The following is a 24,679-nucleotide window of genomic DNA, read 5'->3' on the forward strand; positions in this document are numbered from 1 at the left end:
AAAATGTAACAGCGGCGCGCGCGGCGGGTCAAGCAAAAAATTCCAGAGTCGCCGGCTGACGCTTCTGCTGACCGATCGCGGCGGGTCCGAGCGTTCTTCCGGACGATCGTGCCTTTAGTCAACCCGGCACCGGAATTGGCAACAAAAGCTCTCATTCGCTCCGGGAACGGCGAAACTTTGCTAGCATTCGCAGGTTTTCCAAGAACTCCACAATCCTCTCTCGACGCAACTGCGGACGCACCTTCGTTGCGCCGGGTCCCCCATCGGATGGCATCAGACAAGGAACTCGCCGACTTCCTGGCGGGCGTCGAAAGACGCGCGTTCAAGCAAACCGTGTACACCGTTCGCGACGACGACGCGGCGCTCGACATCGTGCAGGACGCGATGATCAAGCTGGCGGAAAAGTACGGTGATCGCCCGCCTTCCGAACTCCCCCTCCTGTTCCAGCGTATCCTTCAGAACGCGACGCACGATTATTTCCGTCGCCAGAAGGTGCGCAATACCTGGATCAGCCTCTTTTCGTCCTTCGGCAACGCCGACGACGACGAATTCGACCCGCTCGAAACCTTCGAATCCGAGGACGGCGCGGTCGGCAGCGAAAGCAGCGAGAACAAACTCGAGCGCGAACAGGTACTCAATCTGATCGACGCCGAAATCCAGAAACTGCCGGCACGTCAACGGGAAGCATTTCTCATGCGTTACTGGGAGGATATGGATGTCGCTGAGACGGCCGCCGCGATGGGATGCTCCGAGGGTAGCGTGAAAACACATTGCTCACGCGCTACGCATGCTCTCGCACAAGCCCTGAAAGCCAAAGGGATAACGCTATGAGTTCCGCTCTTGAAACGAAGGAAAACGAGTTCGCGCTGAAAGTCATTCACGCGCTGGACGAAAGCACGTCGAACATTCCGGCCGCCGCCGTCGACCGGTTGCGCGATGCGCGCCGCGCCGCGATCGCGCGCAAGAAGCCCGAGAAAGTGGCCGTCGCCGTGGCCGCACACGCGTTCACGCCGGCCTTCGCCGGCGCGGGTGCGACGCTCGGCACCGGCGAATCCGGCGACGCGCGCCGTCCGAAGGGCCTGCTCGCGCGCCTGGGCGGACTGGGACTCGCGTGGCCGCTCGCGGCGCTGATCATCGGGCTGGCGGGCATCGCGTACTGGGAAGACCAGCAGCGCAAGGCGGAACTGGCCGACATCGACGCCGCCATGATGAGCGACAGCCTACCGATCGACGCCTATCTCGATCACGGATTCAACGCGTATCTGACGCGCAACCATTAAGCACTGGATACAGAGGGGGAATTTTCGGGTGAGTTACAAGCGCGGTCTCGCGATTGTCTTTGGTTGCGCGATTGCGGGTCTCGTCGCGTTCGCCGCGACTTATCCGCGCTTTTACTCCAAGACGGCCTCGGCGCCGCCCGTCGCGACCGCACCAGTCGGCGGCTCCGGCACGACCGCCGATTCCAGTGCGTCCGCCGCGCTGTCATCGGAGAACCCGCTTTCCTGGAGCCATCTGAGCGAGGCGCAGCACACCGCGCTCGCGCCCTTCGCCGCCCAGTGGGACTCGTTCTCCGACGAACGCAAGCAGAAGTGGCTCAAGATCGCGTCGCGGTTTCATCGCATGTCGCCTGAAGCGCAGAAGCATCTGCATCAGCGCATGGAAGAATGGGTGCGCCTGACACCCGATCAGCGCAAGGTCGCGCGCGAGAACTATCAGGTTTCCAAATCGGTGCCGCTGGAAAAGCGCGAGAAGGCCTGGGACGCGTATCAGAAGCTCTCCGAAGAGCAGAAGAAGAAGCTCGCCGCGAGCGAGCACACGCGCCGCCCGACCGTCGTTTCCGCGCCGCCCACGGGCAAGACCGAAGTGAAGGATATCAACCGCCTCGTCGCGCAGCGTGAGCAGGGGCATGCGTCCGGACATGCGGAAGGCGGTTCTGCCGTGGCGCCCGCGCCGGCGCAACCCGCGATCCCGAACGCGGCGAGCATCGTGCCGGCCACGCCGATTCCCGTCTCGCCACAGCAGGCGCCTTCGATGTACAACGGCTCGTGAGCGCGCCGCCCCTGATAGCCTCCGTCGATCCGATGCGCGCGCCCACGCTGCGCCGACGCCTCGCGACGATGCTCTACGAAGGCGTCATCCTTTTCGGCGTCGTGTTCCTCGCCGGATATCTCTTTTCCACGCTCACTCAGCAGCGCAACGGCCTCACGCATCACAACTGGCTGATGTCGTGGATCGGCCTCGTGCTGGCGGCCTATTTCGTGTACTTCTGGACCCACGGCGGCCAGACCCTGCCGATGAAAACCTGGCGCCTCAAGGTCGTCGACGCGCACGGCCAGCCTCTCAAGCCCGCTCGCGCCCTCGCCCGCCATGTGCTCGCCTGGCTGTGGTTTCTGCCGCCGCTCGCGCTGCATCCGCTCTTCTCGCTCGCCGTGCCGCAGACGCTCGCCGTGTTCTCCGCGTGGGTCGCGCTGTGGGCCGCGGCCGTTTGGCTCGATCCGGCGCGCCAGTTTCTGCATGATCGTCTCGCGGGCACGCGCATCGTCGCGGCCCGGCCCGCCGTCAAGTAATAAGAACTTCTTGTGACTGTCACGGCTCGGTCACGGCCGCACGGTGCAATGCGCATACCGAAACTCGATGCGCGAGCCAATGGCCTTCAACTCGACCGTCCAGGCGGTAGTCGACCCGTCCTTCGAGCCGTCCACGCCCTTCAGCTTCGGCAACGGCGACATCCGCACCGGCCCGTTCGCGCCGCGTTCCGAATCCACCGAGTCGCATTCCGCGTCGACGGGCGCGCCGGGCGTCTCCGATGCGCGGCGCGCCGCATCCGCGCACGACGACGAGCCCGCTGATTCCACCGACGCGCCGCATCGCTATCGGACGATCTGGCTGTCGGACATTCACCTCGGTTCGGGCGGCTGCCAGGCGCCCTATCTGCTCGACTTCCTGCGGCATCACGAGTCGGAGTATCTGTATCTGGTCGGCGACATCATCGACGGCTGGCAGCTTCGCAAAGGCTGGTTCTGGCCGCAGGCGCACAACGACGTCGTGCAGAAAATCCTGCGCAAGGCGCGCAAGGGCACGCAGGTCGTCTACATCCCCGGCAATCACGACGAAGCCGCGCGCCAGTTCTGCGATCTCGCGTTCGGCGACATCCACGTGCGCGGCGAAGCGTTCCACACGACGCTCGCGGGCAAGCGCCTGTGGATCGTGCACGGCGATCTCTTCGATGGCGTGATTCAGCACGCCAAATGGCTCGCCTATCTCGGCGACACCGCCTATACCGGGATCCTGCTGCTCAACCGCTGGTTCAACCGCGTGCGCACGAAGCTCGGCTTCGACTACTGGTCGCTGTCGCAGTACCTGAAGCATCAGGTGAAGAACGCGGTGAACTTCATCTCGCAGTTCGAAAAGGTGATGACCGACGAAGCGCGCCGCCGCGGTTGCGATGGCGTCGTGTGCGGGCACATCCACAAGGCCGAGATTCGGGAGATCGACGGCACGCTCTACTGCAACGACGGCGACTGGGTCGAGAGTCTCTCGGCGCTCGTCGAGACCTACGAGGGCGAGCTGAAGGTCGTGTACTGGACCGTCATGCGCTCGCCGGAAGCACGTGCGACGAAATCGCGCGCGACCGTCTGAACATCGAACGAACCACGGGACAGAAGCCGATGAAAATCATGATCGTTACCGATGCATGGGAGCCGCAGGTCAACGGCGTCGTGCGCACGCTCACGCAGACCACGAAGGAGCTCACCGCGCTCGGTCATCGGGTCGAGCTGCTCACGCCGCTCGAATTCAGGACGATCCCCTGCCCGACCTATCCCGAGATTCGCCTCTCGCTGATGCCGGGCCAGCGTGTGAAGCAGCGCATCGACGCCTTCGAGCCGGACGCGCTGCACATCGCGACCGAAGGGCCGCTCGGGCTCGCCGCGCGCGCCTATGCGCTGCGTCAAAAGCTGCCGTTCACGACCGCGTATCACACGCGTTTTCCGGAGTATGTAAAGGCGCGTTTCGGCATTCCGCTGTCGCTCACGTATCGCTTCCTGCACTGGTTCCACAAGCGTTCGCAGGCGGTGATGGCGCCGACGCCCGTCGTGAAAAGCGATCTCGAGAAATTCGGCTTCACCAACGTCGTGCTGTGGACGCGCGGCGTCGATCTCGACATCTTCCATCCCATGGACTCGAAAGTCCTCAACACCGCGCGGCCGATCTTTCTGTATGTCGGGCGCGTCGCGGTCGAGAAGAACGTCGAGGCGTTCCTCAAGCTCGATTTGCCCGGCTCGAAGTGGGTCGCGGGCGAAGGACCGGCGCTCGCCGAACTGAAGTCGCGCTACACCACCGTCAATTATCTCGGCGTGCTGTCTCAGCCAGAACTGGCGAAGGTCTACGCCGCGGCGGATGTCTTCGTGTTCCCGAGCAAGACCGATACGTTCGGCCTCGTGCTGCTCGAAGCGATGGCGTGCGGCACGCCGGTCGCGGCCTATCCGGTGACGGGCCCGATCGACGTGCTCGGCACCGACGGCCCCGGCGCGCTCAATCACGATCTGCGCGAAGCCTGCCTCGATGCATTGAAGATCGAACGCGCCGATGCCCGCGCGTGGGCCGAGCGCTTCTCGTGGCGCGCGGCGTCGGAGCAGTTCGCCTCGCATCTGCGCAAGTTCGGCCCGCGCGGCGGCGCGAGCGTCGACCGGGCGGCCGCATGACGCGTCGCGCCGCGGCGCGGGAACCCGCCGAAGCCAACGCGCGCGCGGCGCCGGCCAGGACGCGCGATCCATTCGACGACGACCTCGACGAAAGCGACGCACTGCCCGCCCAGACGCCCGAGCCGCTCGGCCCTGACGACCTGCCTTTCAATCCCTACAAGGGCAATCGCGGCTTCACGCGCGCCTGGCACGCGATGAAGAATTCGCTATACGGTTTTCGCGTCGCGATCCGCGAGGAAAGCGCGTTCCGCCAGGAACTCACGCTCGCCGCGATCCTGCTTCCGTGCAGCCTGCTCGTGCCTGTCGCGCCGGTGGAGCGCGCCGCGCTCATCACGTCCGTGCTGCTGGTGCTGATCGTCGAGTTGCTCAATTCGAGCGTGGAGGCGGCCATCGACCGCATCTCGCTGGAACGCCACGAACTCTCGAAGCGCGCGAAGGATTTCGGCAGCGCCGCAGTGATGGTCGCGCTCGGCGTCTGCGTGATCACCTGGTGCCTGATTCTCTGGCCGCTCGCATCCCCGCTTGCATCCGCGTGGCTCGCGCGTATCTTATAAATGAGAACGCGAACGTGAAAGGCTCGCGTCCGTGCTGCCGAACGACCGGTTTATAATCGTCCGACATTCTCAAAAATAGCAACGGAAGCGGCCGCGCGAACGCTCAGTCCGAGCCTGTGCGGCCCGATCCCAAGGTCGGACGACATGGAAGCCAAACCACCCCGCCGCACGCGCGAACGGATCCTCGAGCTGTCGCTGAAGTTGTTCAACGATATCGGCGAGCCGAACGTCACTACGACGACGATCGCCGAAGAGATGGAAATCAGTCCAGGGAACCTGTACTACCATTTCCGCAACAAAGACGACATCATCAACAGCATCTTCGCGCAGTTCGAGCAGCAGATTCAGAAGCGCCTGCGGTTTCCGGACGATCATCGTCCGACCATCGACGAGATGTGGTCGTATCTGCAGTACATGGCGGACTTCCTCTGGACTTACCGCTTCCTCTATCGCGACCTGAACGACCTGCTGGCGCGCAACCGCACGCTGGAGACGCACTTCAAGCAGATCATCACGCACAAGCAGCACTTCGCGCGGCAGTTGTGCGAGGCGCTGGTCGCGGACGGCGAGATGGTCGCGACACCCGACGAGATCGGCGTGATCGCGACCAACATGGGTCTGCTCGCCACCTACTGGCTGTCGTATCAGTACGTGATGAATCCGCGCAAGTACAACGATCAGGACGCGATCCGCACGGAGCTGCATCAGGCGAGCCTGCACATCATCTCGATCATGGCGCCGTATTTGCGCGGACGCTCGCGCCAGCTTTTCGACGATCTCGTCTCGGGCAAGCTGCCGAAGCGCGAGTTCGCGGACTTCCTGCCGCCGCGCGACGATAAAGCCGATACACCGAAGGATTCTTGAATGAAAGCAGTATGTGTCTATTGCGGCTCCTCGAACGGAGCCCGTCCCGTCTATGCGGAAGCGGCCAGGGCATTCGGCCGCGCGCTGGTTCAGAACAATCTCTCGCTCGTTTATGGCGGCGGCCGCGTCGGGCTGATGGGCCTGATCGCCGATGAAGTGCTCGCCGCCGGCGGACGCGCGATCGGCGTGATCCCCGAGTTGCTGCTCGCCAAGGAAGTCGGCCACACCGACCTGACCGAGCTGCACGTCGTGCCCGACATGCACGAGCGCAAGAAGATGATGGCCGACCTTTCCGACGCGTTCGTCGCGATGCCCGGCGGCGTCGGTACCTTCGAGGAGTTTTTCGAGGTCTACACCTGGGCGCAGCTCGGCTATCACCAGAAGCCCGTCGGCCTGCTCGACGTGAACGGCTATTTCGATCCGCTCATGTCGATGCTGCGTCACACGGTCGACGAAGGCTTCATGCGCGCGCAGTATCTGGACATGATCCAGGTTGCCGCCGAGCCGCAGCAGATGATCGACAAGCTCAACGCCTACACGCCGCCCGCCCACGACAAGTGGACCGAAAAACGCAACGCCGTTTGAGGAATCCGTGCATGTCCAAAGTCATCCTGATTACCGGCGCAAGCCGTGGCATCGGCCGCTCGGCGGCCATCCTGGCGGGCCGGCGCGGCTGGTCGGTCGGCGTGAACTATGCGTCGAACGCGGCGGCGGCCGATGAAACCGTCGCGGCGGTCGTTGCGGCGGGCGGCAAAGCCCTCGCCATTCACGGCGACGTGAGCGACGAAGCCGCGATCGTCGCGATGTTCGACGCCACCGAGAAAGCCTTCGGCAAGCTCGATGGCGTCGTGAACAACGCGGGCATCGTGGCGCCGGGTTCGGCGCTCGCGGACATGGACATCGCGCGCATGAAGCGCATCTTCGACATCAACGTGCTCGGCGCGTATCTGTGCGCGCGCGAGGCGGCGCGGCGCCTGTCGGCTTCGCGTGGCGGCAAAGGCGGCTCGCTCGTGAATGTGTCGTCGGCGGCGGCGCGGCTGGGCGGGCCGAACGAGTACGTCGACTATGCCGGTTCCAAAGGCGCGATCGACACGCTGACCATCGGGCTCGCGAAGGAACTCGGCCGCGAAGGCGTGCGCGTGAACGCGATCCGCCCGGGTCTCATCGAAACCGATATCCACGCGAGCGGCGGCAAGCCGGATCGCGCACAGGTGCTCGGCGTGCAGACGCCGATCGGCCGGCCGGGCACGGCGGATGAAGTCGGCGAGTCGATCGTGTGGCTGCTCTCGGATGCGTCGTCGTATGTGACGGGCGCGATTCTGGATGTGGCGGGCGGAAGGTAGGTCAGAAGCCGCCGTGCTCAGCGAGCCAGGCTTCTTCGTCGGGCAGCATTTTGCGCCCGAGAATCCGGTTGCGATGCGGAAATCGTCCAAAACGCTCGATGACTTCCGCATGCTTTATCGCCGATTCATGAAAGCTCGCCACGCCCGTTTCTTCGCTTAGCTTTCCAAACAGACGCAGCGCCTCGCGCTGGCTTTCCGGCGTTTCGTCGTGCTCGAACGGCATATAGGCGAACGCACGATGGTATGGGCTCGGCAGCCGCAGATCGTCGCCGCTTTCGATCATCTGGCGCGCTAACGCGAGCGCCCGTGCATCGCCCGCGAACGCACGTGGCGTGTTCCGGTAGCAATTGCGCGAGAACTGATCCAGCAGCACGATCAGCGCGAGCGTGCCGGGCGGCGTGTCCGCCCAATCCGGCAAACCGCCCGCCTGCGCTTCTTCGAGCAACGCCCCGAAACGTTCCGTCAGCATCGCGTCGAAGGTTCGCTTCTTGTGCCACCACAGCTTGCGGTCCGCGCCGAACTGTGGCGAACCGGGCGCGCCGAACCAGAGGTCGAGAATGGCCTGCGCGTCCGGAGCAATGCCGGCGGGGGTCAAGCCAGCTCCAGCACCAGCCGCCGCGTGCGCGCGCTCTTCTTCTCCAGCTTCGCGATGCGCAACGCGCCGATTTCCCCGGTATTGCGCACGTGCGTGCCGCCGCACGGCTGCAGATCGACGCTTTCGATGCGCAACAGACGCACGCGGCCGAGGCCCATCGGAGGTTTTACGCTCATGGTGCGCACGAGCTCGGGGCGCGCGGCCATTTCGTCGTCGGTGATCCATTCGGTGTACACCGCGTGCGCGCCGCCGATCAGCGCGTTCAGCTTCGCTTCCACCGCTTCGCGCTCGATCGGCTCGACGGTCGCGAGATCCAGGCGCGCGTACTCGGTCGTGATGCTGCAGCCATCGACCGGATACGGCAGCACCGCGCAAATCAGATGACTCGCCGTATGCAGCCGCATGCGTCGGTGACGCTGCTCCCAGTCGATTTCCGCGCGCACCTTGTCGCCCACTTTCAGCTTCGACAGCGCGTCATCCTGAGCGGGCGCGGGCACGTGCACGGCGTCATCGGGTGTCGCGCCTTCGAACTTCGCCTTGCGGGTATCGGCGATCACGATTCGCGTGCCGTCCGCGAGCGTCAATGTGCCCGCGTCGCCCGCCTGGCCGCCGCCGAGCGGATAGAACACGGTCTGGTCGAGATGAATGCCCTGCTCGTCGACAGCCGTGACGCTCGCCTCGCAATGCGTCAGATAGGCGTCCTCGCGAAAGAGTGCGCGTGTGCTCATGGTGCGGGTTTCCTTGCTGGTATTTCCGAAGTCGAACGCACATGATGCCGCACGCGAGCGGCCGACGAACCGATACAAAACGGCGCGTTTCAACCGGGACGGTTGCGCATCCAGTCGGCCGTATCGAAGAACGACGTGAGCAGGCGCTGGCGCAAGGCTTCGTCGATGCCGACGTCCTCCATCGCCCATGCCATGCAGCGCAGCCACTGATCGCGTTCGTCGGATGCGATCGCGAACGGCAGATGCCGCGCCCGCAGCCGCGGGTGCCCGAAGCGCTCGATGTAGTGATCCGGCCCGCCCATCCAGCCGCACAGGAACCAGAAAGTCTTGTCGCGCGAATTGTCGAGCGTCGGCGGATGCAGCGCGCGGATGCCCGCGAATTCGGGCTCCAGGTCCATCAAATCGTAGAAACGGTCGACGAGCGCGCGCACGCGCTCTTCGCCGCCGACCAGCTCGAAGGCGGTCGGCTTCTGGATTTCGTCGTCGGGATTTACGTCGGTCATTGCTCTGATTCGGAAAACTACGCGTCGCGCAGGGATTGCAGCGCCGGGCGCGCCAGCACGCGGCGCAGGCTCAGCCAGCCGCCGAGCCCCGCGCACGCGATGCCCGCGACGATGCCCGTCGGCACCAGCCACGGATTGAAATCGATATGGAATTCGAACACGCGCGCCGCCAGCACATAGCCGATGACCTGCGCGCCCACCGCCGCCATCAGCCCGGACAGCGCGCCCACGGCCACGAACTCGGCCACCTGCACCGAGCGCACCTGCTTGTGCGATGCGCCGAGCGCGCGCAGCAGCGCCGCCTCGCGCACGCGTTCGTCGCGCGTGCCGGCGAGCGCCGCGTACAGCACCAGCACGCCCGCCGCCAGCGTGAAGAGGAACAGGAACTGCACCGCGCCGATCACCTGCGCGAGCGTGCGGTGAATCTGCGCGAGAATCGGCGCGATATCGATGGCCGTCACGTTCGGATAGCGCGCGACCATGCCGTCGATCACGCGCTGCTGGTCGGTTGGCAGGTGGAAGCTCGTGATGAAGGTCGCGGGCAGATCGGCGAGCGCATCGGGCGGCATCAGCACGAAGAAGTTGACCTTGAAAGAATTCCAGTCGACCTTGCGCACGCTCGTCACCGGCGCCTCGACCGGCATGCCGGCCACGTCGAAACGCAGCACGTCGCCCATCTTCACGCGGATCGTCTTCGCGATGCCCTGTTCGATCGACACCTGCGGCTTGCCATTCGTGCCGAACCATTTGCCTTCCGTCACGCGATTGTCGCCGGGCAGTTCGGTTGTATAGGACAGGTTGAATTCGCGATCGACGAGGCGCTTCGCATCGGCCTTGTCGTAGTTGTCGGGATTCACCGGACGGCCGTTGATCGACACGAGGCGCGCGCGCACCATCGGCGAAAGCGCGGCGTCGGGCTGGCCGTGCGTATGCAGATAGTCGAGCACGCCGGCGCGCTGATCCGGCTGGATATCGATGAGAAACTGATTCGGTGCGTCAGGCGGCGTCGCATCGCGCCAGCCCTTGATGAGATCGTTGCGCGTCATGCCGATCAGCAACAGGCACATCAGGCCGATACCGAGCGCCGTGATCTGCAGCGCGCTCGTCCCGCTGCGCCGCTCCAGCGACGCCAGCGCGTAACGCCAGCCGACGCCCGCACGGCTTCGTTCACGCCTGACGAAACGCGCCGCCGCCCACAGCGCCGCGCGCGCGATCACGCCGAACACGAGCAGCCCCGCCGCGAAGCCGCCCGCGACGATGCCGCCGAGCTTCAATTCGCCCGCCGCGAGAATCAGGAGCGCCGCGAACAGCAGCACGCCGACGCCGTAAGCCGCGTGCGCCACACGCGCCGCGTCGCCGAGCTCGCGGCGGATCACGTGCACCGGCGGCACACGCGTGATCGGCAAAAGCGGCGGCAGCGCGAAGCCGAGCAGCAGCACCAGACCCATCGCAATGCCCTGCAGCGCCGGCCAGACGCTCGGCTGCGGCAGTTCGACATCGACCAGCGAACCGAGCCAGTTCAGCAGCACGAGATGGCCGCCGAAGCCGAGCACGACGCCCGCCGCGCTGCCGATCACGCCGAGCGCGACGAATTCGTTCAGGAACAGCGCGCGCAGCGTGCGCTGGCTGACGCCGAGACAACGCATCGCGGCGCAGCCGTCGAGATGCCGTCGCGCGAAACGGTGCGCCGCCATCGCGATGGCGACCGCCGCAAGCAGCGCCGTCAGAAGCGACACGAGCGTGAGGAAGTGACTCGCGCGGTCGATCGTCTGCCGCACTTGCGGCTGCCCGTCCGACAGCGATTCCAGCGCGACGCCGCGCAGCTTGTCGCCATCGATCTTCGCGCGCGCGAAGGTGGCGAATTTCTCGACCTGCGCATCCGGACCCGCGACCAGCAGCCGATACGTCACGCGGCTGCCATAGCCGACGAGCCCCGTGCCCGCGATCTCGTCGGCGCGCATCATCAGGCGCGGCGAGAAATTGACGAACGAGAAGCCACGGTCCAGCTCGCGCGTGATCACGCCCGCGACCGTGAACGTGCGCGTGCCGACCTTGACCGTGCCGCCGACCCGCGTCTTCAGCGCATCGAGCAAAGCGGGATCGACCCAGACGGTGCCGGGCGCGGGAATGCCGTGCACGGAGGCGTCGGCGGCGTTATCCGCGGGCGCGATGCGCAGCGCGCCACGCAGCGGGTAACCGGGCGTCACGCCCTTGATCGCCGCGAGCCTTGAAACCGGCTGCGCGGACGTCGAGCTGATCATGCTGGGGAAAATCGTCGTGCCGGCGGTTTCGAGCCCGAGCGACTGCGCTTCGGTCGAAAATATCGGATCGACGGGGTGATCGGCGCGTACGACGAAGTCGGCGGCGATCATCTGGCGGCCGTCGCGCGCGAGCCCCTGACGCATGCGATCGGCGAGAAAGCCGACGCTCGAGAGCGCCGCCACCGCCAGCACCAGCGCGAGCAGCAGCATCGTGAGTTCGCCCGCGCGCCAGTCGCGCGCGGTCATGCGCCAGGCCTGGCGCACCGTCTGCGTGAAGTTGAGCCGGATGGTCGGATGCGAATGCCCTGCCTTGTGTGCAGCCTGGTCGTTCCTGAATGCCGTGCTCAATCGTGCTTGCTCCGCAGCCGGTTCATGCGATCGGACGCCGGCAACATGTGCTTGGCCATGCGCGACACGCCGCCGTGCACGCCGCGCGCGAGCCGCGGCAGCGCCCAGCCCGCGAGCACCAGAAACGCGAGCAGCATCACGAGGAACAGCAGCGGCACGAACAGCGCGAGCGTGATGCCCGCCAGCGCGCCGACATCCTCGGTCGCCGACGCCGCCCAGTTCGACACCGGCTCAGGCGACAGATTGATGAGCGCGCGCGTGCCCGCCTTGGCGAAATGCGACGCGCCGGCGAGCGTGCCGCCCGCGAGCGCAGCGATGGTCAGCAGCGCCGGATCGGCGTGGCCGAGCGCGCCGGCCGCGAGCACCGCGCCCGCCGGAATGCGAATGAAGGTATGCACGGCGTCCCACAGGGAATCGACGGCGGGAATCTTGTCGGCCAGAAATTCGACGACGGCGAGCACCGCCGCGACGCCGATCACCCATGGCGAGCCGAGTATGGCGAGAGAATCCGGGAGGTGGACGAGACCCATGCGCTGGAACATGCCGGCGATGAACACGGTAAGGTACAGGCGCAGCCCGCTCGCCCATGAAAGGCCCGCCGCGAGCGAAAGTGACTCAACCATTGCCGCCTCCTTGTTGCTGCCCAGCGCCGGCGTTCGCCGCTATCGGAAGAATTTGCCAGCTGAAAAAACGGTCTTTCCGGCAGATATCGAAAGAAGCCGCCTACATCCACGAAGATACATCGGAAAGTCGCAGAACATAGGAATCGACTGAAAACCGGATGGCCTCAGGCCATTATATCCACGCGAAACCTCGCGGTGCAGCAACGGTTTCAGCGATTGCCGTTCCCGGTTCTGCAACGCACGCGACGGTGGCGCCCGCGCAACGGATGCGCGTTCAGTGACCCGACGAGAGCTTCAGCCCAATGATCCCGGCGACGATCAGCACCGCGCTCAGAATACGCGCCGCCGTCACCGCCTCGCCCATGTAGACGATGCCGAACACGAACGCGCCGACCGCGCCGATGCCCGTCCAGACGGCATAGGCCGTGCCGAGCGGCAGTTGCTTCATGGCCATGGCGAGCAGCACGAAGCTGCCGAGCGCGGTGACGATCGTGAAAACGGACGGCCCGAGTCGCGTGAAGCCTTCGGACGATTTGAGACCCGCGGCCCACGCAATTTCGAGCAGACCGGCAATGAAGAGAAGAATCCAGGACATGAGGCGCCCCCCTTGAAAGATGGGGCCGTCCCCGATGAAACGATGCGCATGCGGTCGTCCGCACGGCCATAAGACCAAGTCCGCGATTGTATCAAATTGGTGCATCGAAGGCCCGGCGGATGCGACGCTCTGCCGCGCGGCGCGTGGCCGCCGTTCTCAAAACCGTGTATTAATGCGGAAAGCTGCGAAAAGTTACAACTAGCGCCCGCGCGAGGCGCATCCCTTCGACATATCCGCTGTCAGCCTGAACATAGGAGCGTTCATGGATGTCGATTCGGTCCTGCTCTCCCGCTTCCAGTTCGCGTGGGTCGTCGCTTTCCATATTCTGCTGCCAGCGTTCACGGTCGGCCTGTCGTGCTACATCGCGACGCTCGAATTCAACTGGTGGGTCACCAAACGCGACGTCTACCGTCGCCTGTCCGCCTTCTGGCTGAAGATTTTCGCGGTGTCGTTCGGCATGGGCGTCGTGTCGGGGATCGTCATGCCGTTTCAGTTCGGCACCAACTGGAGCCGCTTTTCGGACGCGACCGCCAATGTCGTCGGCCCGTTGATGGGCTACGAAGTGCTGACCGCGTTCTTCCTCGAATCGGCGTTTCTCGGCGTGCTCCTCTTCGGGCGCAAGCTCGTGCCGCAATGGGCGCACGTTATGTCGGCGATGTTCGTCGCGGCTGGCACCGTGATCTCGTCGTTCTGGATTCTCGCGGTCAATAGCTGGATGCAGACGCCGCAGGGCTTTCGCCAGTTGCCCGACGGCCGCTTCGAAGTGACGAGCTTCTTCGATGTGATCTTCACGCCGTCGTTTCCGTACCGGCTCGGACATACGGTAAGCGCGTTCCTCGTCACCGCCGGCTTCGTGATTCTGGGCGTCGGCGCGATGTATCTGCGGCAGCGGCGCGCGCTGGAGGAAAGCCGCGTGATGGTGAAGATGTCGCTGATCTTCCTGATCATCATGGTGCCGATCCAGATGGTGATCGGCGACTCGCACGGCCTCAACACGCTCAAGCATCAGCCCGCCAAGCTCGCCGCGATGGAAGGCCTGTGGGAATCGGGCACGCGCATCCCGGCGAATCTCTTCTCCATTCCGGATCAGGAGGAAGAGCGCAATCACTTCGAAATCTCGATTCCGGTGCTCGGCAGCCTCTATCTCACGCACGATCCGAACGGTTTTGTCCGAGGGCTCAAGGACTTTCCGCGCGAGGACCGGCCGCCCGTCGCCGTCGTGTTCTTCGCCTTTCACATCATGGTCGGCGTGGCGCTCCTGATGTTCGCGCTCGTGTTGTGGGGCATCGTGGTCTTCGCGCGCGGCAAGGTGGAAACCAGCGCGCTCTGGCTGCGCTTCGCGAACTGGGGGATGCCGCTCGGCTTCATCGCCGTGATCGCCGGCTGGACGACCACCGAGGCGGGCCGTCAGCCGTGGACCGTGTACGGCATTCTGCGCACGAAGGATTCGGTGACGCCCTCGCTCACCACCGCCGATGTCGGCCTGTCGTGGCTGCTGTACGTGCTCGCCTATCTCATCATCTTCGGCGCCGGCTACACCCTGCTGCGGCGGCTGGTGCGCGTCGGGCCGGCGCAGGTCGCGCACGCGCACGAAAAGGACGAACTCGATGCGAAGACGCGCGCGGCGCGTCCGCTCTCAGCGGTATCGGCGGGCGCGAACGGCGCGGCGCGGGCGGTGAGCGAGGACGATATCGTGCCGCCCGGACGCGGCCGCAGGTAAAGAACGAAACCGGAGAACGCGATGCTCGATCTCGTGCCGCTGTGGGCCGCCATTCTCGCGCTGGCCGTGTTCATGTACGTGCTGCTCGACGGCTTCGATCTGGGCGTCGGCATGATGTTCCTGCTGCGCCGCGACGGCGAGTCGCGCAACCTGATGATCAACTCCGTCGCGCCGGTCTGGGACTTCAATGAAACGTGGCTGATCCTCGGCGGCGGTGGCCTGTTCGCGGTGTTTCCGCTCGCCTTCGCGATCATCGTGCCGGCAGTCTATTTCCCGATTCTCTTCATGCTGCTCGGACTGATCTTTCGCGGCGTCGCGTTCGAGTTCCGTGAGGTGATCGGCGCGCGCAAGTGGCTTTGGGACGCCGCCTTCGGCTGCGGCTCACTGGTTGCGACGTTTTCGCAGGGCATCGTGCTCGGCATGTTCATTCAGGGCTTTCCGATCGAAGGCCGCGTCTATGCTGGCACGAGCTGGAACTGGGTCGCGCCGTTTCCGTTGCTGACCGGCGTCGGGCTGATCTTCGGTTACGCGCTGCAAGGCACGACCTGGCTCGTCATGAAGACCGAAGGCGAGCTGCAGGAATGGGGCCGCCGCATGGCGCGTTATGCGCTCCTGGGCGTGATCGCGTTCATCCTGCTGATCAGCCTGTGGACGCCGCTCAAGGACGCGCGCATCGCCGCGCGCTGGTTCGGCTTTCCGGAGAGTTTCGCGTTCGCTCCGGTGCCGGTGCTCACCGTGCTGCTCGCGTGGACGCTGTGGTCGAGCCTCGCGAAAGGCCGCGAGGTTCTGCCGTTCCTGTGCTCGATCGGCCTCTTCTTCCTCGCGTTCACCGGTCTCGTGATCAGCCTGTGGCCGTTCATCGCGCCGCCTTCGGTGACGCTGTGGGACGCTTCGGCCGCGCCGCTGTCGCATCAGTTTCTGCTGATCGGCACGATGTTCCTGCTGCCCGTGCTGATGATCTACGTGATCTGGTCGTACTGGGTTTTTCGCGGCAAGGTGCGCGGCGACATGGGCTATCACGCGGAATGACGCGCGACGGGAACGTCAGAGCTTCTGCTGCGTGGCAAGCGACAGAATGCGTGCCCACTTGTGCGCGTCGGCCCGATCGCGCATGGGTAGCCGCCATTCGCCGTGTTTCGCGTCCTGCACGTCGAGCACGACCTGCCACGCGCCGTTCGCGCCCTTCTGCTCCTGCATGCGCGCGCCGCGCAGGTCCGCGAAGATGTAGCTGCCGCGCTCCTCGCCCATGCGCACATCGCACAGGCGCTTGCCCGCCGCGATCCGCAGGCCGCCCCAGTCGGTTTTCAGTTCGTGAGTCCAGTCGCCGTGTTCGCCCTTGCGCAGATTGGGCGCGATTTCACGGCGGCTCGCGAGCCAGCGCATGACCCCCGCGGCGATGAGCGCCAGCACGACGACCGCCACGGCGACCGCCACGCTCAAGCCGAACTGCGCGTGTATCGCATTGAACGACCAGATCGCGCCGTAAATCAGCAATCCTAAGGCGATCAGTCCGACGACTATGGGCATGGCGCCTCCCGCGCGCTTAAGAAAAGAACGCCAAGCGTATCACTGCGTCTTGTGTTTCGCGTTCCAGTCGCGCAGCGCCTGCAGCGTGTTGGCGACGTGCTGATCCGGCGACAGGCTCGTGTACTCGTAGATGATCTTGCCGTCGGGTGCGATCACGTAGGAAACGCGATTGGCCATCGTGCTCTTCATCGGCATGGAGGCGTCGTAGGAGCGGATGATCTTCGAGTCTTCGTCCGCCGCGACCGGGAATTTGCTGCGGCACTCGCTCACCGAGAACTTCTTCAACGTATCGATGTTGTCATGCGACACGCCGATGACCGTCGCGCCCTGCGCCTTGTACTGATCGACCGCTTCGGCGAATTCGTGCGCCTCGATCGTGCATCCTTTGGTGAACGCCGCCGGATAGAAATACAGGACGACGGGACCCTTCTTCAGCGCATCGGCGAGCGAATAGTCATACACGTTGCCGCCCAGCGACGCCTGCGCGGTGAACTCCGGCGCGGGATCGCCCGGCTTGAGCGTCGCGCCCGCGCTGAGCGAATACACCGCCGCCGCGACCGCCAGCGCGGCGCCCGCAGTCAAGCCAAGAATTTTGCTCTTCATGCGCACTCCTTTCGATAACGACGTTCGCGCAGGGTTCACGCGTCGTCCAGACTCGGTTCCATGCGATGTTCGGCGAACCATGCCGCCGCGTCGAACTGCAGCTTCGCCAGCATCAACGGCGTGAGCACGTCGAGCGCCGGCAGCGCGCCGCGGCTTGCGTCGATGGCGGGCGCATCGCCCCGCTCCGCCGCCCGCGCAATGCCGAGCAGCGCCCCCAGCGGCCCGGCGCCTTCGAGAATCGCCGCGCGGATTTCCGCCGTCAGCTCGAGCTTATCGAGAATTTCCGCGAGCTGCATGTCGAGTACCACGTGCACGAGCGAGAAGATGCCGGTCATGAACGCGGCGTCGGAGAACGCTTCGTCGCCGGGCCTTAGCAGGTCGGCGGCGAGCTCCATGAAGCGCGCGCGCGTGCCGACGAGCTGCAGCAGCGGGTCCGAGCGCCACGGCAGGCCGCGGCCGTCCGCGTACAGAAGAAGCTGCGTCCAGCGCATCAACTGACGCGTGCCGGTCGCGGCGATCGCCTCGCGCAGCGACGATACGCGCCGACCGCGCGTCTGCGCGCTCGAATTGGCGAGACGCATCAGTTGCACGACGATGTCCGGATTGCGCTTGAGTTCCGCCTCGAGCTCACGCATGCCGTGCTCGCCGGAGAGCACGGCCATCAGGCGCAACAGCGAGCCGCGAGCCGGGCTCGCGCGCCGCGCCGACAACACCTGCGGCCGCGCGAAGAAATAGCCCTGGAAGAGGTCGAAACCGAGGCGCTTCGCCTTCGCGAAATCGTCGCGCGTCTCGACTTTCTCGGCCACCAGCAGCTTGCCGCGACGCTTCACCGCCGCGGCGAGCTCCGGCAGTTGCGCGTGATCCGCCGCCAGGAAGTCCACCTTGACGATATCGACCGAAGGCAGCGCCGCGAGCAGCGGATCGTCGAGGCGCGCGACATCGTCGAGCGCCAGGCGAAAGCCCGCGTCGCGCAACTGCGCGCAGCGCTTGAACAGCGCCTCGTCGAAGGTGATGTTCTCCAGCAGCTCCAGCACGAAGCGCTCGGGCTCCATGATATGGACGATATCGTCGAACAGAAGCTCGCGGCTCATGTTCACGTAGCCCGGGTGCGGCCCGAGCACCGCCGGCACGCCAAGCTCGCCCACCGTGCGCGCGACGACGTGCGCGGTCGCCTGCACGTCGTCGTGAACGCGGGCGCGGTTGTCCGGGCTGTCGCGGAACAGCAGCTCGTAGGCGGTCAGCGCGCCGTCGCGGTCCAGGATCGGCTGACGGCCGACATAGACGCTGTGTCCGCGTCCGCGCGCAAACGCTGCCCGCTTCAAGGCCGAATCGGGCATGACGGGGACCGCTCGGATGCGCGCCACGGCGCGACTGCCGCCACCGGCGTTTCGGAGCGGCTCGCGAAGGCCGGCTCGAGGGCCGCGACTCTGGCGCAGGCCGGCAACATAGGGGTTTCGATCATGAGGCGAACGGGTCGAACGAACTCTGATGGTCCACGGCGCGATGGCGTTCGCGCGCCGGTCGGCACTGGCGGGGGAACCGTTCCCACCGAAAACGCGCCACTGTAACCGAATTCATCACACGAGATAATATGAAACTTCATATCGACAATTCCTGGACGGACTTGACCCCTGATTCGATCCCGAGCCGGATTGCTGCGCCTGTCTGACAGGTTAAAGAAATCTCCGGTAACGCCGATAACTCGCCTGATAGAGCGTGCCGCGCCCGTTGCGGCACGTCCCGGCCGGAAGCCGCCTAAGGCGGCGTTCCGTGCGCCGCCGTGGATCGCTCCACACCGGCGCCGCCGTCAGAACCCTACGAGACCATGCAAGCGAACCGGATCACCGTCTCCCGCCGCGCGCCCTGGCGCATCGCGCTCGATGCGCTCCGCCGCGCATGGGGCAGCGCCGCGCGCGAGCGGCAAGAAACCGTGCTCGAATCGGCCGGTGAAGCAAGCGGCACGCCGGCGGCGGCCGTGACACTCGCCCTGCTCGGCGGCGTCGAACCCGCGGGCGCACCGCCCGTGCGCGCCGCCGAAGCGCCGCCCCTGTCCGAGGCCACGCTGGGCGCGGTCGATTTCCTCGCGCAGCTCGACGACGCACTGCGCTTCCAGTATGTGCCGGATGCGAGCATCGCGTTTATCGGCTATCACCGCGACTATCTGAGCATGCTGACGCTGCATGATCTGGTCGCGTCGGATGAGGCCGACGAACTGCACGCGCTGGTGGCCCGGGCGCGCGCGAGCGGCAAGCTCGAATCGGCGACGCTGACCGTCGTGAAATCGCTGACCTATCCGGTCTGCGTGGAGTTGCGGCTCGTGTCGACGGCCGCGCGCGGCACGCCCGGCTTCGCGCTCGCCGCCTTCGACGTCTCGCACTGGCGCGAGCGCGAGGCCGCGCTCACGCACGCGCTCAATCACGACGCGCTGACCGGGCTCGACAACATCGTCGCACTCAAGGATGCGATCGCCGCCGCACAAGCCGAAGCGGAGCTCACGCGCACGCACGCGGGTCTCGTGCTGCTCGACATCGACGATTATCAGCGCATCAACCGCGCGCTCGGCTACGACGCCGGCGACGAGCTGCTGCGCGAAACCGCGCGCCGCATCCAGCATACGGCCGGCAGCGGTGAGCGCGTCGCGCGCGTGGCCGGCGACGAATTCGCCGTGCTGCTTCCCGCCGGCACCACGGCCGAACTCGCCGAGAGTCTCGGGCGGCGGCTTCTCACCGCGATCGCCCAGCCGTACCGGCATCGCGGGCAGCACACGCATTTGTCGGCCAGCGTGGGCGTCGCGCTGTATCCGGATCAGGCGGGCAAGCATGCGAAGAGCGGCGTCCAGACGAGCCTCCTGCGCATGGCCGATCAGGCGCTCGCGCAGGCGAAGGAGTCGGGCGGCAACGCGCTGGTGTTCCATACGGTCGACGACAACCCCGCCGACGCCGAGCGCCTCAAACTCGAAGCGGACCTGTACGAAGCCGTGCGCAACGGCGAGTTTTCGCTGTTCTTCCAGCCGATCACGAAGATCCGCACGGGCGCGGTGGTCGGCGTGGAGGCGCTCATGCGCTGGAATCATCCGGTGCACGGGCTCGTGCCGCCATCGACGTTCATTCCGCTCGCGGAGTCGATCGGTCTCATCAACTATCTGGGCAACTGGGTGCTGAAGGCGGCCTGCATGCAGATCATGCAGTGGGACGCCATCGGCATCCGGCTCGATTACGTGTCCGTGAACGTGTCGCCGCAGCAGTTCCGCGACAAGCGTTTCGTCGCGGCGGTGAAGGAAGCGCTCGCGCTGACCGGCATCGACGCGCAACGGCTCGTGTTCGAAATCACCGAAAGCCTGCTGATGCACGATCCGGAGGAAGCGACGCGGCTTCTGGAAGCGCTCCGGGCCGTCGGCATTCGCTTCGCCGTCGACGATTTCGGCACGGGTTACTCGAGCCTCGCTTATTTGCAGCGTTTTCCGCTTTCGAAGCTCAAGATCGACCGCAGCTTTGTCGAGAACCTTATTACGTCCCGAAACAATCGCGCGATCGTGAGCGCGGTGGTCGGACTCGCGCAGTCGCTCGGGCTGGAGCTGGTCGCTGAAGGGGTCGAAACGGAGGCGCAACGCGACTTGCTCGCGGAGCTCGGTTGCGATCACATTCAAGGCTGGCTCGTGAGCCACGCGCTGCCGTCGGACGAACTGGCGAAATCGTTTCAATCGAATTCGCTCGTGCTGCACGAGGCATGAAAGGCGCGCGGATGCTCGTGTTCTGTCAGAACAATGCGCCGTAACTCCCTAATAACGTGTACATTTCGTTGTTGGGTGCATGGATTGGATTTGCTGGACCGCCTCGGGATAGCCGTCGCGTAACGCAGGGTTCTTATTTTTAGCAATGGCACGCACCAAGGCCGAACTACTGGACAAGTTGTGGACGCGCATGAGCGAGCGCGGGGATTTCCCCATGCTCTCCCAGGCGTTGCGCTCGACCGTGTCCGCGATGAGCGACAACGACCTCGACTTCACGGCTCTCGTGCATGTCGTGCTGTCGGACGTCGGTCTCACGCAGAAGGTGCTGCGCCTCGCCAATTCGGCCATGTACATCGCGTTCGGCGGCAACATCACCACGGTCACGCGCGCGCTGATGGTCCTCGGCATGGACGCGGTCGGCCATCTGGTTGTCGGCCTGAAGCTGGTCGATCACTTTCATCAGAGCGCGCCGCGCCGTATCGACGCGAAGCTCGAACTGAACCGCACCCTGCTCTCGGGCGCGGTCGCGCGGCAACTCACCGAACACAAGGATCTGCGCTCCGCCGAGGAGGCCGTGGTCTGCACGCTGATGCGGCAGATCGGCAAGCTGCTGGTCGCGTTCTATCTCGAACACGAGTGGGATCAGTTGCGACGCAAGGCCGCGTCGGAAAACATTCCGGACAGCGCCGCGTGCGCGGCGTTGCTCGGCGTGACCTTCGACGAAATCGGGCTGGAAGCGGCGGATCGCTGGCGCCTGCCCGAGACGATCCGCGAAGGCATGCGCGCGACCGATCCGAACGCCCCCGTCGATGAAACCGTGCCGAAGCACGTACGCTGGCTGCGCGCCATCTCCAACTATTCGACCGAAGTCGCCGACGCGCTGATCGCGCAGAACGCGGCCCCGGAAAACCGCGAGTCGGTGGTGTTCGACATTTCGAGCCGCTACAGTGGCGCGCTCAGTACCGACGCCGACACGCTCACCTCCATCAGCCTCGCGCTCGCCAACGAGGAAGCGAGCGACGGCGTGATCCGCGAGATATCGGAACTGCAGGCCAACGCCGACGCCATGGCGCGCGCGAAGGTTTCGGCGGAGGTGCGCATCGGCGCGAGCGTGGAAGACTTGCGCGCGCTGCCGACGAAAAACGCGCTGGCGCCGGCGCTCTCGCTGGCGTCGGAATCGATATTCGCGAGCCTGCACTTGTCGCGCACCGTCGTGTTCGTGCGCCAGGCCAACAACGAATTCCACGCGCGCCTGGGTCTCGGCGCCGGCGTCGAGCCGATGCTGCCGCACTTGCGCTTTTCCGGCGAATTCCGCCCGGATGTGTTCCATCTCGCGATCACCAATCCGGTCGGCATCTTCATCGAGAACGCGCACGACGCGCGCATCGATGCGCGCCTGCCGCGCTGGTACAAGGAGACGCTCGGCGAAGCGCAGGCCTTCGTGCTGTTGCCGGTGAAATCGAACGATTCGACCGTCGCGCTGATCTACGGCGACTGGACCTTGCCGCAGCACGTGCGCAAGATCTCCGCACCGGAAATGAGCTCGCTGAACGGTCTCACCAAGGAGCTGAGCCGCTTCTTCCTCGGCTCGAACTGGAAGGAAGTCGAGCTGATCTGAGCGGCTCCGGCCATCGCTTTACTCGCGCTTCAGAATCGCCACGGCCTGCTCGCCGTACCGGACGATATAACCGCCGTTCCCGCGCTGCCAGTGGAGCGCTTCGGCCTCGCTCGCGAACCAGTTCATTTCGAAATCGTTGAACGCGCCGGCGTCGAGCCGGTAGTGGTCGATCGCGGCGCCCGGCTGCGCATCGATTTCGCCCTTGCACGCGTCCCAGTTCACATAGCCGAGTTCGGCGGCGAGCATCGCGAGAAGATGCTTCAGTTGCAGTTCGGCGCGGATCGCGTGCAGGTCGGAGAGACGGTCCGTGCGCGTGACCTGAGCGGCGAGCAAACGGCGCAGCACGGGCATCGACGCGCTCATGTCGTCGTCGCGGGCGTGACGAAGCAGGCGCCGCGCGTGCTCGCGCAGATAGTCGCTATTGGAGACGGAAGACGAGATCGGACAGGATGTAGACCACATGACGTTGTTCCTTTGTCGTGCCGTTCTCGCTGCGGCTTAAAGGTTCGACGTTGCGGTTCGATCCAGGTTTGGTGATGTACGACGCGGCAGGTGCGTAAGACTTTCGCGAGATCGGGCGCCCTGCCGCGCCCGTCCGCGATTCTATATCGATGTTCTGCGTCAGACCAACTGGAATTTTCCGACGAGCGACTTCAGGGCGCGCGCCTGATCGTCGAGCGACTGCGCGGCGGCGGCCGCCTGCTCGACCAGCGCGGCGTTCTGCTGCGTGCCCGCGTCCATCTTCGTGACCGCGTCGCCGATCGACTCGATGCCGGTCTTCTGCTCCGCCGACGCCGCCGAAATCTCGCCCATGATGTCGGTGACGCGGCGCACGGCCTTCACGACTTCGTCCATGGTCGCGCCGGCTTCCTGCGCGTAGGTCGAACCGTCCGACACGCGCGACACCGACGTATCGATCAGCCCCTTGATCTCTTTGGCCGCCGCCGACGAACGCTGCGCGAGACTGCGCACCTCGCCCGCGACGACCGCGAAGCCGCGTCCCTGCTCGCCCGCACGCGCCGCCTCGACCGCCGCGTTGAGCGCGAGGATGTTGGTCTGGAACGCGATGCCCTCGATCACGCCGATGATGTCGCCGATGCTGCGCGCGCTCGCATCGATACGCTGCATCGTCTCGACGACGCGGCCGACCACCGCGCCGCCCTTCTCCGCGATTGCCGAGGCGCTGGCCGCGAGCGTGCTGGCCTGCTTCGCGTTGTCGGCATTCTGGCGCACGGTGGACGTGAGCTGCTCCATGCTGGCCGCCGTCTTCTCCAGCGCGACCGCCTGTTCCTCGGTACGGCGCGACAGATCGACGTTACCCGTCGAAATCTCGCTCGATGCCGATGCTATCGCCTCCGCGCTCGCCGCGATATCGCCAACGGTGACCGAAAGGCCCGTCTGCATTTCCGACAGCGCGTGCAGCATGCTGGCGTCGTCGCGGCGCCGGAGCCTGACCGGATGCGCGAGATCTCCAGAGGCGATACGCCGCGCGATGTCCTTCGCATAGCCCGGCTCGCCACCGAGCTGGCCGGCCAGACGCCGAACGACCCATTCGGAGACGACGATCGCGAGCGCGAACAACGCGAGCGTCAGCATCGACACCATCACGAACGACGAATGGAAGATGAACGATGCCGACTCGATCGTGGCTTTCGCAGCGGCGCCGCGGCGCGCGACGAGCTCATCGACCATCTTTTCGAGCTTGCCCGTCTCCACCAGCAGCGACACGTCCTGGGTGCCGACCTGCCAGTTCATCTGCGAGAGATCGAGCGGCTGTTCCTTAACGAGCTTCACGAAGGTTCGCAGGTTGTCGCTCCACTTTCCGAGCGCGCCCGAGAAGCTCTTTTGCTGCGCGAGCGCGTCCTTGTCCGCGTGATCGATGTATTGCGCGAGCTGCGCCTGTTCGCGGCCGATATCCGTGAGCGCCTGCTCGATCTGCGTGCCGAGTTCATCGCGCTCCTTGGCCGTGGTCGCGGTCAGCAGCATCTTTTGCGAGCGGCTCGCGCGCAGCAGATAACCGCGCGTTTCCTCCGCCGCGCGGCTCGCGACATAACCCTGCGTATAGATGGATTCGGTCGCGCCATTCAGACGGCTGATCTGCGTCAGCGAAATCGCGCCGATGACGAGCGTGCCCGCCAGCACGAGGCCGAATGCCAGTCTGAGCGATGCCTTCACGGACAGCGCGCGCTTCGTCCCCGAGTCATCGCGCGTCATCGAGCCCGCGTGCCCGGCGCCGCGTAGCGAAAACAGTTTCATCGATCGATCCCCGAATTTTTGTTTGCGGACCCGGCCATCGTGTGGTCTGTCCTTGGTCTGTTCCCCCACCGGAGTACGGCAGGTTCGTCGGCTTTCTTGAGCCTTTTA

General features: G+C 65.4%; 25 protein-coding genes. 14 read left to right on the top strand and 11 right to left on the bottom strand.

The features are described from left to right. The first annotated feature begins 267 nt into the window (after positions 1–267). The 10 genes from AWB79_RS14765 (at position 268) to AWB79_RS14810 (ending at position 7,464) form a co-directional block, all read left to right on the top strand. Complete coding sequence (locus tag AWB79_RS14765) at positions 268–831, top strand: RNA polymerase sigma factor (protein WP_061168162.1); 564 nt, start codon at positions 268–270, stop codon at positions 829–831. Continuing rightward, complete coding sequence (locus tag AWB79_RS14770; protein WP_061168163.1) at positions 828–1,280, top strand: DUF3619 family protein; 453 nt, start codon at positions 828–830, stop codon at positions 1,278–1,280. The genes AWB79_RS14765 and AWB79_RS14770 overlap by 4 nt, the downstream gene beginning before the upstream one ends. 28 nt (positions 1,281–1,308) lie before the next feature. Continuing rightward, a complete protein-coding gene (locus AWB79_RS14775) occupies positions 1,309–2,049 on the top strand; it encodes a DUF3106 domain-containing protein (RefSeq protein ID WP_061168164.1) in 741 nt (246 codons plus the stop codon). A gap of 32 nt (positions 2,050–2,081) precedes the next feature. After that, positions 2,082–2,567 (top strand): RDD family protein, encoded by a 486-nt coding sequence (locus AWB79_RS14780; RefSeq protein WP_061168278.1) that lies wholly within the window; start codon positions 2,082–2,084, stop codon positions 2,565–2,567. 67 nt (positions 2,568–2,634) lie between these two features. Next, entirely contained in the window at positions 2,635–3,639 is a 1,005-nt protein-coding gene (locus AWB79_RS14785; protein ID WP_232470910.1) for a UDP-2,3-diacylglucosamine diphosphatase, read from the top strand. A gap of 29 nt (positions 3,640–3,668) precedes the next feature. After that, complete coding sequence (locus tag AWB79_RS14790) at positions 3,669–4,703, top strand: glycosyltransferase family 4 protein (RefSeq protein WP_061168166.1); 1,035 nt, start codon at positions 3,669–3,671, stop codon at positions 4,701–4,703. Further along, complete coding sequence (locus AWB79_RS14795) at positions 4,700–5,257, top strand: diacylglycerol kinase (protein ID WP_061168167.1); 558 nt, start codon at positions 4,700–4,702, stop codon at positions 5,255–5,257. Before AWB79_RS14790 ends, AWB79_RS14795 begins: the two co-directional genes overlap by 4 nt. A gap of 144 nt (positions 5,258–5,401) precedes the next feature. Further along, entirely contained in the window at positions 5,402–6,121 is a 720-nt protein-coding gene (locus AWB79_RS14800) for a TetR/AcrR family transcriptional regulator (RefSeq protein ID WP_061168168.1), read from the top strand. After that, entirely contained in the window at positions 6,122–6,706 is a 585-nt protein-coding gene (locus AWB79_RS14805; protein ID WP_061168169.1) for an LOG family protein, read from the top strand. 11 nt (positions 6,707–6,717) lie between these two features. Next, positions 6,718–7,464 (top strand): SDR family oxidoreductase, encoded by a 747-nt coding sequence (locus AWB79_RS14810; RefSeq protein WP_061168170.1) that lies wholly within the window; start codon positions 6,718–6,720, stop codon positions 7,462–7,464. 1 nt (position 7,465) lies between these two features. On the opposite strand, the gene AWB79_RS14815 is transcribed toward AWB79_RS14810, so the two are convergent. From AWB79_RS14815 to sugE, 6 genes are all read right to left on the bottom strand, one after another. Beyond that, positions 7,466–8,059: a DUF924 family protein gene (locus tag AWB79_RS14815; RefSeq protein ID WP_061168171.1), complete on the bottom strand. Its 594-nt coding sequence runs from the start codon at positions 8,057–8,059 to the stop codon at positions 7,466–7,468. Next, positions 8,056–8,787 (bottom strand): alanyl-tRNA editing protein, encoded by a 732-nt coding sequence (locus AWB79_RS14820; protein ID WP_061168279.1) that lies wholly within the window; start codon positions 8,785–8,787, stop codon positions 8,056–8,058. The genes AWB79_RS14815 and AWB79_RS14820 overlap by 4 nt, the downstream gene beginning before the upstream one ends. 89 nt (positions 8,788–8,876) lie before the next feature. Further along, positions 8,877–9,290, bottom strand: coding sequence for a group II truncated hemoglobin (locus AWB79_RS14825; RefSeq protein ID WP_061168172.1), 414 nt, complete (start codon positions 9,288–9,290; stop codon positions 8,877–8,879). Positions 9,291–9,307: 17 nt separating this feature from the next. Next, positions 9,308–11,797: an ABC transporter permease gene (locus AWB79_RS14830; RefSeq protein ID WP_374728543.1), complete on the bottom strand. Its 2,490-nt coding sequence runs from the start codon at positions 11,795–11,797 to the stop codon at positions 9,308–9,310. Positions 11,798–11,895: 98 nt separating this feature from the next. After that, positions 11,896–12,522: a DUF4126 domain-containing protein gene (locus tag AWB79_RS14835; protein WP_061168174.1), complete on the bottom strand. Its 627-nt coding sequence runs from the start codon at positions 12,520–12,522 to the stop codon at positions 11,896–11,898. A 274-nt stretch (positions 12,523–12,796) separates the two neighbouring features. Then, positions 12,797–13,117, bottom strand: a complete 321-nt coding sequence (sugE, locus tag AWB79_RS14840) for a quaternary ammonium compound efflux SMR transporter SugE (RefSeq protein ID WP_061168175.1) — start codon at positions 13,115–13,117, stop codon at positions 12,797–12,799. Between the two features lie 262 nt (positions 13,118–13,379). Between sugE and AWB79_RS14845 the strand changes: the two genes are divergently transcribed. Beyond that, on the top strand, positions 13,380–14,837 hold the full coding sequence (locus AWB79_RS14845) for a cytochrome ubiquinol oxidase subunit I (protein ID WP_061168176.1): 1,458 nt from the start codon (positions 13,380–13,382) through the stop codon (positions 14,835–14,837). Positions 14,838–14,858: 21 nt separating this feature from the next. After that, a complete protein-coding gene (cydB, locus tag AWB79_RS14850; protein ID WP_061168177.1) occupies positions 14,859–15,866 on the top strand; it encodes a cytochrome d ubiquinol oxidase subunit II in 1,008 nt (335 codons plus the stop codon). A 15-nt stretch (positions 15,867–15,881) separates the two neighbouring features. Here the strand turns inward: cydB and AWB79_RS14855 are convergent, their stop codons facing one another. The 3 genes from AWB79_RS14855 to AWB79_RS14865 are packed head-to-tail and all read right to left on the bottom strand — an operon-like array spanning position 15,882 to position 18,304. Beyond that, positions 15,882–16,364, bottom strand: coding sequence for a hypothetical protein (locus tag AWB79_RS14855; RefSeq protein WP_061168178.1), 483 nt, complete (start codon positions 16,362–16,364; stop codon positions 15,882–15,884). A 39-nt stretch (positions 16,365–16,403) separates the two neighbouring features. Next, a complete protein-coding gene (locus tag AWB79_RS14860; protein WP_061168179.1) occupies positions 16,404–16,967 on the bottom strand; it encodes a peroxiredoxin in 564 nt (187 codons plus the stop codon). 35 nt (positions 16,968–17,002) lie between these two features. After that, a complete protein-coding gene (locus tag AWB79_RS14865) occupies positions 17,003–18,304 on the bottom strand; it encodes an EAL and HDOD domain-containing protein (RefSeq protein WP_061168180.1) in 1,302 nt (433 codons plus the stop codon). A 488-nt stretch (positions 18,305–18,792) separates the two neighbouring features. On the opposite strand from AWB79_RS14865, the gene AWB79_RS14870 reads away from it, so the two are divergent. Then, positions 18,793–20,697, top strand: a complete 1,905-nt coding sequence (locus AWB79_RS14870; protein WP_061168181.1) for a putative bifunctional diguanylate cyclase/phosphodiesterase — start codon at positions 18,793–18,795, stop codon at positions 20,695–20,697. 145 nt (positions 20,698–20,842) lie between these two features. Further along, the gene (locus AWB79_RS14875; protein WP_061168182.1) at positions 20,843–22,315 is read left to right on the top strand and encodes an HDOD domain-containing protein; all 1,473 of its coding nucleotides are present in this window, start codon (positions 20,843–20,845) and stop codon (positions 22,313–22,315) included. A gap of 18 nt (positions 22,316–22,333) precedes the next feature. On the opposite strand, the gene AWB79_RS14880 is transcribed toward AWB79_RS14875, so the two are convergent. Both AWB79_RS14880 and AWB79_RS14885 read right to left on the bottom strand, forming a co-directional pair. Further along, entirely contained in the window at positions 22,334–22,777 is a 444-nt protein-coding gene (locus AWB79_RS14880) for a hypothetical protein (RefSeq protein ID WP_061168183.1), read from the bottom strand. Positions 22,778–22,936: 159 nt separating this feature from the next. After that, a complete protein-coding gene (locus AWB79_RS14885) occupies positions 22,937–24,571 on the bottom strand; it encodes a methyl-accepting chemotaxis protein (RefSeq protein WP_061168184.1) in 1,635 nt (544 codons plus the stop codon). Positions 24,572–24,679 lie beyond the last annotated feature (108 nt).

This window comes from Caballeronia hypogeia (genome assembly GCF_001544875.2).
Classification (GTDB): domain Bacteria; phylum Pseudomonadota; class Gammaproteobacteria; order Burkholderiales; family Burkholderiaceae; genus Caballeronia; species Caballeronia hypogeia.

What these genes read in the sequence shown, in the direction of transcription:
- AWB79_RS14765 (WP_061168162.1), top strand. Translation starts at nt 268, where the DNA reads ATGGCATCAGACAAGGAACTCGCCGACTTCCTGGCGGGCGTCGAAAGA.
- AWB79_RS14770 (WP_061168163.1), top strand. Translation starts at nt 828, where the DNA reads ATGAGTTCCGCTCTTGAAACGAAGGAAAACGAGTTCGCGCTGAAAGTC.
- AWB79_RS14780 (WP_061168278.1), top strand. Translation starts at nt 2,082, where the DNA reads ATGCGCGCGCCCACGCTGCGCCGACGCCTCGCGACGATGCTCTACGAA.
- AWB79_RS14785 (WP_232470910.1), top strand. Translation starts at nt 2,635, where the DNA reads ATGCGCGAGCCAATGGCCTTCAACTCGACCGTCCAGGCGGTAGTCGAC.
- AWB79_RS14790 (WP_061168166.1), top strand. Translation starts at nt 3,669, where the DNA reads ATGAAAATCATGATCGTTACCGATGCATGGGAGCCGCAGGTCAACGGC.
- AWB79_RS14795 (WP_061168167.1), top strand. Translation starts at nt 4,700, where the DNA reads ATGACGCGTCGCGCCGCGGCGCGGGAACCCGCCGAAGCCAACGCGCGC.
- AWB79_RS14800 (WP_061168168.1), top strand. Translation starts at nt 5,402, where the DNA reads ATGGAAGCCAAACCACCCCGCCGCACGCGCGAACGGATCCTCGAGCTG.
- AWB79_RS14805 (WP_061168169.1), top strand. Translation starts at nt 6,122, where the DNA reads ATGAAAGCAGTATGTGTCTATTGCGGCTCCTCGAACGGAGCCCGTCCC.
- AWB79_RS14810 (WP_061168170.1), top strand. Translation starts at nt 6,718, where the DNA reads ATGTCCAAAGTCATCCTGATTACCGGCGCAAGCCGTGGCATCGGCCGC.
- AWB79_RS14820 (WP_061168279.1), bottom strand. Translation starts at nt 8,787, where the DNA reads ATGAGCACACGCGCACTCTTTCGCGAGGACGCCTATCTGACGCATTGC.
- AWB79_RS14825 (WP_061168172.1), bottom strand. Translation starts at nt 9,290, where the DNA reads ATGACCGACGTAAATCCCGACGACGAAATCCAGAAGCCGACCGCCTTC.
- AWB79_RS14830 (WP_374728543.1), bottom strand. Translation starts at nt 11,797, where the DNA reads ATGACCGCGCGCGACTGGCGCGCGGGCGAACTCACGATGCTGCTGCTC.
- AWB79_RS14835 (WP_061168174.1), bottom strand. Translation starts at nt 12,522, where the DNA reads ATGGTTGAGTCACTTTCGCTCGCGGCGGGCCTTTCATGGGCGAGCGGG.
- sugE (WP_061168175.1), bottom strand. Translation starts at nt 13,117, where the DNA reads ATGTCCTGGATTCTTCTCTTCATTGCCGGTCTGCTCGAAATTGCGTGG.
- AWB79_RS14845 (WP_061168176.1), top strand. Translation starts at nt 13,380, where the DNA reads ATGGATGTCGATTCGGTCCTGCTCTCCCGCTTCCAGTTCGCGTGGGTC.
- cydB (WP_061168177.1), top strand. Translation starts at nt 14,859, where the DNA reads ATGCTCGATCTCGTGCCGCTGTGGGCCGCCATTCTCGCGCTGGCCGTG.
- AWB79_RS14855 (WP_061168178.1), bottom strand. Translation starts at nt 16,364, where the DNA reads ATGCCCATAGTCGTCGGACTGATCGCCTTAGGATTGCTGATTTACGGC.
- AWB79_RS14860 (WP_061168179.1), bottom strand. Translation starts at nt 16,967, where the DNA reads ATGAAGAGCAAAATTCTTGGCTTGACTGCGGGCGCCGCGCTGGCGGTC.
- AWB79_RS14865 (WP_061168180.1), bottom strand. Translation starts at nt 18,304, where the DNA reads ATGCCCGATTCGGCCTTGAAGCGGGCAGCGTTTGCGCGCGGACGCGGA.
- AWB79_RS14870 (WP_061168181.1), top strand. Translation starts at nt 18,793, where the DNA reads ATGCAAGCGAACCGGATCACCGTCTCCCGCCGCGCGCCCTGGCGCATC.
- AWB79_RS14875 (WP_061168182.1), top strand. Translation starts at nt 20,843, where the DNA reads ATGGCACGCACCAAGGCCGAACTACTGGACAAGTTGTGGACGCGCATG.
- AWB79_RS14880 (WP_061168183.1), bottom strand. Translation starts at nt 22,777, where the DNA reads ATGTGGTCTACATCCTGTCCGATCTCGTCTTCCGTCTCCAATAGCGAC.
- AWB79_RS14885 (WP_061168184.1), bottom strand. Translation starts at nt 24,571, where the DNA reads ATGAAACTGTTTTCGCTACGCGGCGCCGGGCACGCGGGCTCGATGACG.